The sequence below is a fragment of the Streptomyces sp. NPDC127190 genome, from assembly GCF_042672505.1.
GTDB lineage: Bacteria > Actinomycetota > Actinomycetes > Streptomycetales > Streptomycetaceae > Streptomyces.
This window is the reverse complement of record NZ_JBHXVE010000017.1, coordinates 191,167-200,681: the sequence shown is the minus strand read 5'-3', so window position 1 is coordinate 200,681 and position 9,515 is coordinate 191,167. Positions and strand designations below refer to the sequence as shown.

11 protein-coding genes are annotated in these 9,515 nt (G+C 72.3%); 3 read left to right on the top strand and 8 right to left on the bottom strand.

Features of this window, described 5'->3' with window-relative positions; all coding sequences use genetic code 11:
• Positions 1-141: 141 nt before the first annotated feature.
• From fabF to fasR, 5 genes are all read right to left on the bottom strand, one after another.
• Positions 142-1,413 (bottom strand): beta-ketoacyl-ACP synthase II, encoded by a 1,272-nt coding sequence (fabF, locus tag ACFVIU_RS25500; protein ID WP_385845282.1) that lies wholly within the window; start codon positions 1,411-1,413, stop codon positions 142-144.
• Between the two features lie 85 nt (positions 1,414-1,498).
• Positions 1,499-1,747, bottom strand: a complete 249-nt coding sequence (locus tag ACFVIU_RS25495; protein WP_385845280.1) for an acyl carrier protein — start codon at positions 1,745-1,747, stop codon at positions 1,499-1,501.
• Between the two features lie 81 nt (positions 1,748-1,828).
• The gene (locus ACFVIU_RS25490; protein WP_385845279.1) at positions 1,829-2,860 is read right to left on the bottom strand and encodes a ketoacyl-ACP synthase III; all 1,032 of its coding nucleotides are present in this window, start codon (positions 2,858-2,860) and stop codon (positions 1,829-1,831) included.
• Positions 2,861-2,870: 10 nt separating this feature from the next.
• Positions 2,871-3,803, bottom strand: a complete 933-nt coding sequence (locus ACFVIU_RS25485) for an ACP S-malonyltransferase (protein WP_385845277.1) — start codon at positions 3,801-3,803, stop codon at positions 2,871-2,873.
• A gap of 89 nt (positions 3,804-3,892) precedes the next feature.
• Entirely contained in the window at positions 3,893-5,098 is a 1,206-nt protein-coding gene (fasR, locus tag ACFVIU_RS25480) for a fatty acid biosynthesis transcriptional regulator FasR (protein ID WP_385845276.1), read from the bottom strand.
• 95 nt (positions 5,099-5,193) lie between these two features.
• On the opposite strand from fasR, the gene ACFVIU_RS25475 reads away from it, so the two are divergent.
• Positions 5,194-5,847, top strand: coding sequence for a pirin family protein (locus tag ACFVIU_RS25475; RefSeq protein WP_385845295.1), 654 nt, complete (start codon positions 5,194-5,196; stop codon positions 5,845-5,847).
• A gap of 3 nt (positions 5,848-5,850) precedes the next feature.
• On the opposite strand, the gene ACFVIU_RS25470 is transcribed toward ACFVIU_RS25475, so the two are convergent.
• A complete protein-coding gene (locus ACFVIU_RS25470; protein WP_385845275.1) occupies positions 5,851-6,675 on the bottom strand; it encodes a serine hydrolase domain-containing protein in 825 nt (274 codons plus the stop codon).
• A 19-nt stretch (positions 6,676-6,694) separates the two neighbouring features.
• The gene (locus ACFVIU_RS25465; RefSeq protein ID WP_385845273.1) at positions 6,695-7,168 is read right to left on the bottom strand and encodes a GNAT family N-acetyltransferase; all 474 of its coding nucleotides are present in this window, start codon (positions 7,166-7,168) and stop codon (positions 6,695-6,697) included.
• A 97-nt stretch (positions 7,169-7,265) separates the two neighbouring features.
• On the opposite strand from ACFVIU_RS25465, the gene ACFVIU_RS25460 reads away from it, so the two are divergent.
• Together ACFVIU_RS25460 and ACFVIU_RS25455 are read left to right on the top strand one after the other, a co-directional pair.
• Positions 7,266-7,730 (top strand): MerR family transcriptional regulator, encoded by a 465-nt coding sequence (locus ACFVIU_RS25460; protein ID WP_385845272.1) that lies wholly within the window; start codon positions 7,266-7,268, stop codon positions 7,728-7,730.
• Complete coding sequence (locus ACFVIU_RS25455; protein WP_385845270.1) at positions 7,727-8,743, top strand: aldo/keto reductase; 1,017 nt, start codon at positions 7,727-7,729, stop codon at positions 8,741-8,743. Before ACFVIU_RS25460 ends, ACFVIU_RS25455 begins: the two co-directional genes overlap by 4 nt.
• Here the strand turns inward: ACFVIU_RS25455 and ACFVIU_RS25450 are convergent.
• Positions 8,744-9,515: DUF4429 domain-containing protein (locus ACFVIU_RS25450; RefSeq protein ID WP_385845269.1), on the bottom strand; the 772-nt coding region annotated here is incomplete at its 5' end.

Sequence of the window (9,515 nt, the reverse complement as noted above, 5' to 3'; positions counted from 1 at the left end):
GCGGCGATGCCCGCGGCCACCGGCGGCGGCCCGGGCCCGCCCGCCCGCCCCCCGCCCCCGGGGCCCGCCAGGACACCCCCCCCCCCGGGCGGCGCCGCCCTCCCCCCCGCCGCGGGGGCCCCGCTTTCGGCTGACGCGACGTCACACGGAACGGAACGCCAGCACCACGTTGTGACCGCCGAACCCGAAGGAGTCGTTCAGCGCGGCGATGCGCCCCTCGACGGGAAGCTTGCGCGCCTCACCGCGGACGACGTCCGCGTTGGCCTCGGCCTCGGGGTCGAGGTTGTCGACGTTGATCGTCGGCGGCGCCAGCCGGTGGTACAGCGCCAGCACGGTCGCGACGGACTCGATACCGCCCGCGCCGCCCAGCAGGTGACCGGTCATCGACTTGGTCGCGGACACGGCCATGTGGTCGGCGTCGTCGCCGAACACCTTCCGCAGCGCCTTCAGCTCGGCGACGTCACCGGCCGGCGTCGAGGTGGCGTGCGCGTTGACGTGCACGATCTCGGCCGGGTCCAGGTCGGTGTTGTCCAGCAGGTGCTGGAGCGCGGCGGAGATGCCGCGGCCCTCGGGCTCCGGCTGCACGATGTCGTGGCTGTCGGCGGAGATGCCCTGGCCGACCGCCTCCGCGTAGACCCGCGCCCCGCGCTTGGCCGCGTGCTCGGCGGACTCCAGGACCAGCACACCGGCGCCCTCGCCGAGGACGAAGCCGTCGCGGGCGGTGTCGTAGGGACGCGAGGCGCCCTGCGGGTCGTCGTTGTTCTTGGACATCGCCATCATGTTGCCGAACGCGGCGATCGGCAGCGGGTGGATGGCCGCCTCCGTACCACCGGCGACGACGACGTCGGCCCGGCCGGTGCGGATCATCTCGATGGCGTAGCCGATGGCCTCGGCACCCGACGCGCACGCGGAGACCGGCGTGTGCACGCCCGCGCGGGCGCCCACGAGCAGGCCCACGTTGGCCGAGGGGCCGTTCGGCATGAGCATGGGGACGGTGTGCGGGGAGACGCGGCGGACGCCCTTCTCCTTCAGCACGTCGTACTGGTCGAGGAGCGTGGTCACACCGCCGATGCCGGAGGCGATGACGGTGCCCAGCCGGTCCGGGTCGACGCTTCCGTCCTCACCGGCCTTGCCGGTGAAGCCTGCGTCCTTCCAGGCCTCCTGAGCCGCGATCAGCGCGAACTGCGCCGAGCGGTCCAGCTTGCGGGCCTGCGGGCGGGGGATGACCTCGGTCGGCTCCACGGCGACCCGGGCCGCGATCTTGACGGCCTGGTCGGCCGCCCAGTCTTCTTCCAGAGGCTTGACGCCGGACTTGCCGGCGATCAGGCCCTCCCATGTCGAGGCTGCGTCGCCACCCAGCGGTGTGGTTGCGCCGATACCGGTGACGACCACGGTGCGATTGGTCGGGCTCACGGGAATTCTTTCTCCAACGGATACGGGATTCGACGGCGCCACCGCCGGGTGGCGGGGCCAGCAGCCTGACTGCCTAAGAGGTGACTCAGGCCTGGTGCTTGAGGATGTAGTCGGCAGCGTCGCCGACGGTCTTGAGGTTCTTGACGTCCTCGTCCGGGATCTTGACGTCGAAGCGCTCTTCGGCGGCGACGACGACCTCGACCATGGACAGCGAGTCGACGTCCAGGTCGTCGGTGAAGGACTTGTCCAGCTGGACGTCCTCAACCGGGATGCCAGCGATCTCGTTCACAATCTCCGCGAGACCCTTGACGATCTCATCCTGAGTGGCGGCCATGTCGGGCGCTCCTTCTTCGATAATCCAGACGGTTGGTGGCAGTTGTCCCCGAGTCGGACCACAAGATCCGGCACGGAGTGCCTAAGGGAGGGTAACGACCGTGGCGGCGTACACGAGACCCGCCCCGAATCCGATGACGAGCGCGGTGTCGCCGCTCTTCGCCTCCCCGGTCGCCAGCATCCGCTCCATAGCGAGCGGAATGGAGGCGGCCGAGGTGTTGCCGGTGGTGCGGATGTCACGGGCGACCGTGACATGCTCCGGCAGCTTGAGAGTCTTCACCATCGAGTCGATGATCCGCACATTCGCCTGGTGCGGGATGAAGACGTCCAGGTCGTCCGCGCTGATCCCGGCCGCGTCCAGCGCCTGCTGGGCGACCTTCGCCATCTCGAACACGGCCCAGCGGAACACCGCCTGGCCCTCCTGCGTGATCGCGGGGAACTTGATGTTGCCCGCGCTGTCCAGGGGCAGCTCCGACACGTCACCGATGTGGAACCGGTCCCAGGGGACGGTCTGCTTGATGGTGCCGGCCTTGTCGCCCTCGGAGCCCCACACGGTCGGACCGATCGCGGGCTCCTGGGAGGGGCCGACGACGACCGCGCCGGCACCGTCGCCGAACAGGAAGGCCGTCGCGCGGTCCTCCAGGTCGGTCAGGTCGCTCAGCCGCTCCACGCCGATCACCAGGACGTACTCGGCGGAACCTTCCACCACCATGCCCTTGGCGAGCGTCAGGCCGTAGCCGAAGCCCGCGCAGCCGGCCGAGATGTCGAAGGCGGCGGCCTTGTCCGTGCCGAGCCTGTCGGCGATCTCGGTGGCGATGGCCGGGGTCTGGCTGAAGTGCGAGACGGTCGAGACCACCACGGCGCCGATCTGGTGCGCGGCGATACCGGAGTCCGCGATCGCCTTGCCGGAGGCCTCGATCGCCATCGCGGCGACGGTCTCCTCGGGGCTCGCCCAGTGCCGGGTCTCGATGCCGGAGCGCGAGCGGATCCACTCGTCGGACGAGTCGATCGTCTCGAGGATCACCTCGTTGGGCACCACCCGGGTCGGCCGGTAGCCGCCGACACCGAGGATGCGCGCGTACGGGGCGCCCTTGCTGGGCTTGATCTTCGCCATGTACGGCTCCTTAGGCGCCGGTGCCTGCGTGCTCGGAGATGAGCTCGCGGGCCGCGTCGAGGTCGTCGGGGGTCTTCAGGGCCAGCGTCTTCACGCCGGGCAGCGCACGCTTGGCCAGTCCGGTCAGCGTGCCGCCCGGGCACACCTCGATGAGCGCGGTGACGCCCAGCTCCTTGAAGGTCTCCATGCACAGGTCCCAGCGCACCGGGTTGGCGACCTGGCCGACCAGCCGCTCCAGCACCTCGGCGCCGGCCGCGACGGTCCGCCCGTCCTTGTTGGAGACGTAGGGCACCTTCGGGTCCGCCGGGGACAGCTGCGCGGCGGCCTTGGCCAGCGTCTCCACGGCGGGCGCCATGTGGCGCGTGTGGAAGGCGCCGGCGACCTTCAGCGCGACGACCTTGCGGACGCCCTCGGGCTTGTCCTCGTTCAGCGCGGCCAGCTGCTCCAGCGTGCCCGCGGCGACGATCTGGCCCGCGCCGTTGATGTTCGCCGGGGTCAGGCCCAGCTTCTCCAGGTGCGCGACGGACGTCTCCGGGTCGCCGCCGAGCAGCGCCGACATACCGGTCTCGGTGATCGCGGCGGCGTCGGCCATGGCCAGACCCCGCTTGCGGACCAGGGCCAGCGCGGCCGCGTCGTCCAGAACGCCCGCGAAGGCGGCGGCGGTGATCTCACCGACGCTGTGACCGGCGACCGCGCCCGGCGCGATCTCGGAGATGTCACCGAGTGCCGCGGCGGACAGCAGCCCGGCGGCGACCAGCAGCGGCTGGGCCACCGCGGTGTCCCGGATGGCGTCGGCGTCGGCCTGGGTGCCGTAGTGCACAAGGTCCAGGCCGATGGCGTCCGACCAGGCGGCGACGCGGTCAGCGGCACCGGGCAGTTCGAGCCAGGGAGTCAGGAAGCCGGGCGTCTGGGCGCCCTGGCCGGGAGCGACGAGTACGAGCACTCTCACACTCTCTCTTGGGGACGGGCACGGCCGCCCGTGGGGACAGGGACGAAGAACACGAAGGGCTTTTGTGGGCCCCCGACAAAGCCCTATGACTGAGGTTCGCCATCGGCCAGACGCCCGAGGATGAGCGCGATCCGCAGCGTGAACGCGGATCGTACATCGGAAGGCGACCAACCGGTGACGTCAGTCACACGTCGAAGCCGGTAGCGCACGGTGTTCGGGTGAACGAAGAGCATCCGGGCAGCGCCCTCCAGGCTGCTCGCCTGCTCCAGATAGACGCTCAGGGTCTCCAGGAGTGCGGAACCGGCCTCCTCCAGAGGTCTGTAGATCTCCTCCACCAACTGCTCGCGGGCGCTGGGATCACCAGCGATCGCGCGCTCCGGCAGCAGGTCGTCGGCCAGCACCGGCCGCGGCGCGTCCTGCCAGGCGGAACAGGCCTTCAGCCCCGCGGCGGCGGCCTGCGCGGACCGGGTCGCGGCCAGCAGGTCCGGCACCACGGGCCCGGCCACCACCGGCCCGGCCGCGTACGGCCCGATCAGCGACTTGGCGACGGCGAGCGGATGGGGGCTGCCGCCCGCGATCACCACCAGCCGGTCCCCGAGGACCCCCGTGAGCACCTGGAGCTTGGCGTGCCGCGCCGCCCGCCGGATGGCCTCGACGGTCAGCTCGCTGTCCCCGTCGGGCGCCGTACCGAGCACCACGCACACATGCTCCGGGGAGTTCCAGCCGAGCGCGGCGGCCCGGCTGACGGCCCCCTCATCGGCCTCCCCGCTCAGTACGGCGTTGACGACCAGGGACTCCAGCCGCGCGTCCCAGGCACCGCGTGCCTCGGCGGCCTGGGCGTACACCTGGGCGGTGGCGAAGGCGATCTCCCGGGCGTACACGAGCAGCGCCTCACGCAGCACGTTCTCGTCCCCGGGGGCCGCCACCTCGTCGATGGCCGACTCCATGACCTCGATGGTGGTGCGCACCATCTCCACGGTCTGCCGCAGCGTGATGGCCCGGGTCAGCTCGCGCGGGGCGGTCCCGAACACATCGGTCGAGATGGCCTGCGGGGCGTCCGGGTGCCGGAACCACTCGGTGAAGGCCGCGATGCCCGCCTGGGCCACCAGCCCGATCCAGGAACGGTTCTCCGGGGGCATGGCCCGGTACCACGGCAGGGTCTCGTCCATCCGCGCGATGGCCTGCGCGGCGAGACTCCCGGAGGACTTCTCCAGTCGCTTCAGGGTCGCGGAGTGCTGGTGGACGGCGTGTGCGGCAGGGTCGCTGCGGTGGGATTCGGGTTCGGGCACGGGGACAAGACTGCCTTATCCGGACGTGGACGTGCGTCGCCGGGTCGGGGTGGGCCTCGGGGAGGCCCGTGCCGGGGGCTACCGTGAGGGGCGTGATGGACGTACGGCGCGCCGCCGAGCGCTACCGCGGCGGAGACGCGGAGGCCGGGATCGACTCCCGGCACGCCTTCTCCTTCGGCCCGCACTACGACCCCGACAACCTGCGCTTCGGCCCGCTCGTCGCCTGCAACGAGGAGCGGCTCGCCCCCGGCGCCGGCTTCGACGAGCATCCGCACAGCCACACCGAGATCGTCACCTGGGTGGTCGAGGGCGAGCTGACCCACCGCGACTCCACGGGCCACGAGACGACGGTCCGCCCCGGCGACGTCCAGCACCTCAGCGCGGCGGCGGGCGTCCGCCATGTGGAACGCAACGACACCGACCGCCCGCTGACCTTCGTCCAGATGTGGCTGAGCCCCCGGGAGCCGGGCGGCGAGCCCTCCTACCGGGTCGTCCCCGGCATCGCCGACGCCACGCCCTACGCGGTCCCGGCCGCGGGCGCGACGCTGCACGTGCGGCGGCTGGAGCCGGGCGGGCGGACGGCGGTACCGGACGCCGCGCAGGTGTACGTCCATGTCGTACGCGGCGAGGTGACGCTGGCGGGGGAGACCCTGCACGCCGGCGACTCGGCCCGGATCACGCGGGCGGAGAACCTGGAGGCACTCGCCGCGTCCCGGGCCGAGCTGCTGGTGTGGGAGCTGGCCGACTGACGGTCAGGCGCCGCGCAGTTCCGTCAGCACCGCGTCCGTGAACGCCGGCCAGGCCTCGACCGCCCAGGGGCCGAAGGGCCGGTCGGCCAGCGCGGTGCACGCCACCCCGGCCGCGGGGTCGATCCACAGGAACGTGCCCGCCTGGCCGAAGTGCCCGAAGGTGCGCGGCGAGGAGGAAGCGCCCGTCCAGTGCGGGGACTTGGCGTCGCGGATCTCGAAGCCGAGACCCCAGTCGTTGGGGTTCTGGTGGCCGTAGCCCGGCAGCACCCCCTTCGTCCCCGGGTACTGCACACTCATCGCCTCGGCGACCGTGCGCGGGTCCAGCAGCCGCGGCGCCTGAACCTCCCCGGCGAAGCGCAGCAGGTCCCCGACCGTGGACACGCCGTCCTTCGCCGGAGAGCCCTCCAGCGTCGTCGACGTCATGCCCAGCGGCTCCAGCACGGCCTGGCGCAGATACTCGGCGAAGGGGATCTCCGTCGCCTTGGCGACATGGTCCCCGAGCTGTTCGAAGCCGGCGTTGGAGTAGAGACGGCGGTCGCCGGGGGGCGCCGTCACCCGGTGCTCGTCGAAGGCCAGCCCGGAGGTGTGGGCGAGCAGATGGCGGACGGTCGACCCGGGCGGCCCGGCCGGCTCGTCCAGCTCGATCGCGCCCTCCTCGTACGCCACGAGCACCGCGTAGGCCGCCAGCGGCTTGGTCACCGAGGCCAGCGGGAAGCGGTGCGCTTCGGGGCCGTACGTCCCGAGGACGGTCCCGTCGGCTCGTACGACGCCCGCCGCCGCGGTCGGGACGGGCCAGTTCTCGATCAGTGCCAGGCTCTGCAACGACATGCCGGCGAGCCTATGCCGCTCACAGCTCCAGCCGCATCGAGGGGTCGGGCTTGCGGACGAAGCCGAGCGCCGCGTACAGCGGCTCGGCCTGCGCGGACGCGTTCAGATCGACCTGCCGCACCTCCTGGGACCGGAACCACTCCAGCAGCTCCTCCATGCACGCGCGCGCGTACCCGCGCCGCCTCGCGTCCGGATCGGTCGCGACGCTGAACACGTGCCCGACCCGGCCGTGCGGGTTCCCGGAGCGTCCGATGCGGTACTCCACCGTCCCGCACGCCAGCGCGGCCAGCGCCGCCGGCCGGTCCGGGTGGTCCACGACGAAGGCGGCGAACTCCCCGTCCGGCTCGGCCAGTCGGCTTCGCAGACCCGGAAGGGACGCGGCGTGCCAGCCGGTCGGCCCGCCGCCGGCCTCGAACATCGAGTCGATCATCACCTGCCGCAGCCGCAGCACTTCCGTGGCGTCCTCGGGCCGGGCCCGCCGTACGAGACTCATGGCGCGCACGCTAATCAACGACCGATGATCGTGTCCTGCGGATTTCTCACCGGAGCCGCTTGCTTCGAGTGCACTCCAAGGTCATAGCGTGGGGGCCATGACGGTGATGCAGACCGCGCCAGCGGCCCCCCAGCGCGCCCCCCACGCCGACATCTGCTCCGCCCCGCCACGGCGCCACCCCCGGCCCGACGGCCAGGACCGCTACACGATCAGCGAGGTCGCCGAGTTCACCGGCCTCACCGCGCACACCCTGCGCTGGTACGAGCGGATCGGCCTGATGCCGCACGTCGACCGCTCCCACACCGGCCAGCGCCGCTACCGCAACCGCGACCTGGACTGGCTGGACTTCGTGACCAAGCTGCGGCTGACCGGCATGCCGGTCGCGGACATGGTCAGGTACGCGGAACTGGTGCGCGCGGGCGAGGGCACCTATGCGGAGCGGCAGGCGCTGCTGGAGGCGACCCGCCAGGACGTGCTCAACCGGATCACCGAACTGCACGACACACTCGCGGTACTCGACCGCAAGATCAGCTTCTATGCCACGGAGGGGACCACTCGATGACCGACGCCAGGATTCCGACGGCACGGCTCGGCGCGCAGGGGCCGGAGGTGGGCGTCCAGGGGCTCGGCTGCATGGGCATGAGCTTCGGATACGGCCCCACCGACACCGAACAGGCGCGGGCGACGCTGGAGCGGGCGCTGGAACTCGGCGTCACGCTCTACGACACCGCCGACGTCTACGGCGCCGGTGAGAACGAGCGCTTCCTCGCGCCGTTCCTCCGGGACCACCGCGACGAGGTGGTCATCGCCACCAAGTTCGCCCTGACCATCCCGCCGGACGACCCGACGCGGCGGATCATCCGCAACGACGCGCCGTACATCCGCGAGGCCGTCGAGGCCAGCCTGAAGCGGCTCGGCACCGATGTGATCGACCTCTACTACATGCACCGCCGCGATGTGGACGTCCCCATCGAGGAGACCGTCGGCACGATGGCGGAGCTGGTCCGCGAGGGCAAGGTCAAGCATCTCGGCCTCAGCGAGGTCACCGCCGGCGAGCTGCGCGCCGCACACGCCGTGCACCCGATCGCGGCCGTGCAGTCCGAGTGGTCCCTGTTCAGCCGGGACATCGAGGCGAAGGTGGTACCGGCCGCCCGCGAGCTGGGCGTCACCCTGGTGCCGTACTCCCCGCTCGGCCGCGGCTTCCTGACCGGCGCCTTCACCGACGCCCACCAGGACCTCACGGCCGACGACTTCCGCCGCCGGCAGCCCCGCTTCACCGGGGCCAACGCCTCCGCCAACGCCGCCCTGCTGCACCCGCTGCGCGCCATCGCCGACGCCCGCGGAGCCACCCCCGCCCAGATCGCCCTGGCCTGGGTCCAGCAGCGCGCCACGGCCTGGGGCCTGCCCGTCGTCCCCATCCCGGGCACCCGCAAGCCGGGCAGGGTCGAGGAGAACGTGGCGGCCGTCTCGCTCGTCCTGACCGACGAGGAACTGGCCCGGCTGGAGCCGATCGCGGGCAAGGTCGCGGGCGACCGCTACCCGGACATGTCCTTCGCCTCCGCGGGCCGGGAGTAGCTACAGCTCGGCCAGCAACTCGGCCTTCTTGCCGGCGAATTCCTCGTCGGTGACCAGTCCGGCCCGGTGCAGCTCGCCGAGATGCCGGATCCGCTCGGCGATGTCCGCCGGGTCCGGCCGCGCGGTGGTGGCGGCGACTGCCGCCGCCCCGCGCGAGCGGATCGCCGCCAGCACCGCCGCGGCGAACGGCAACGACTCGTGCACGGGCCCGTAGCCCCGGCCGAAGACCACCGCGGCCGGGTCCTGGTCGGGCTGCACCGGATCGGTGGAGCCCGCGGTGCGCAGCCGCAGATAGCCCTCCAACGCCTCCGGCGAACGCCACTCCACCCCGCTGATGCCGGTCACCGGAAAGCTCTGGTCGCCGGCCTTCCACTTCGCCGAGGACGCGCCCGCCCACGACCACCGGAACTGCACGGACGTCCCGTCGAAGGACACCTTCGCGTCGTACGCCTTGAAGTGCAGCGGCGCCTCGGGCGCGGCCACCAGATGGCGGTCGGCGGGCCCGGACCCGGTCAGCAGCCCCTTCAGCTCGTCGGCGTAGGACTCGGCAAGGGTCTCCCGCGCGGCCGGCAGCACCAGCCGGTACGGATCGGCCCCCTCCTTCAACTGCCCGTCGGCCGCCTCCATCAGCGGATCGGCGCCGGGGCGCGGCACCAGGCGCAGCACGACGGTGCCGCGTCTGCCCGGTGCGAGCGTCACATCCTCGACCGCGGGGGGGGGGGGGCCCCCCCCGCCCCCGGCCCGGGACACCGACACACAGCGACACCACCCA

What these genes read in the sequence shown, in the direction of transcription:
- ACFVIU_RS25460 (WP_385845272.1), top strand. Translation starts at nt 7,266, where the DNA reads ATGACGGTGATGCAGACCGCGCCAGCGGCCCCCCAGCGCGCCCCCCAC.
- ACFVIU_RS25495 (WP_385845280.1), bottom strand. Translation starts at nt 1,747, where the DNA reads ATGGCCGCCACTCAGGATGAGATCGTCAAGGGTCTCGCGGAGATTGTG.
- ACFVIU_RS25490 (WP_385845279.1), bottom strand. Translation starts at nt 2,860, where the DNA reads ATGGCGAAGATCAAGCCCAGCAAGGGCGCCCCGTACGCGCGCATCCTC.
- ACFVIU_RS25455 (WP_385845270.1), top strand. Translation starts at nt 7,727, where the DNA reads ATGACCGACGCCAGGATTCCGACGGCACGGCTCGGCGCGCAGGGGCCG.
- ACFVIU_RS25470 (WP_385845275.1), bottom strand. Translation starts at nt 6,675, where the DNA reads ATGTCGTTGCAGAGCCTGGCACTGATCGAGAACTGGCCCGTCCCGACC.
- ACFVIU_RS25465 (WP_385845273.1), bottom strand. Translation starts at nt 7,168, where the DNA reads ATGAGTCTCGTACGGCGGGCCCGGCCCGAGGACGCCACGGAAGTGCTG.
- ACFVIU_RS25475 (WP_385845295.1), top strand. Translation starts at nt 5,194, where the DNA reads ATGGACGTACGGCGCGCCGCCGAGCGCTACCGCGGCGGAGACGCGGAG.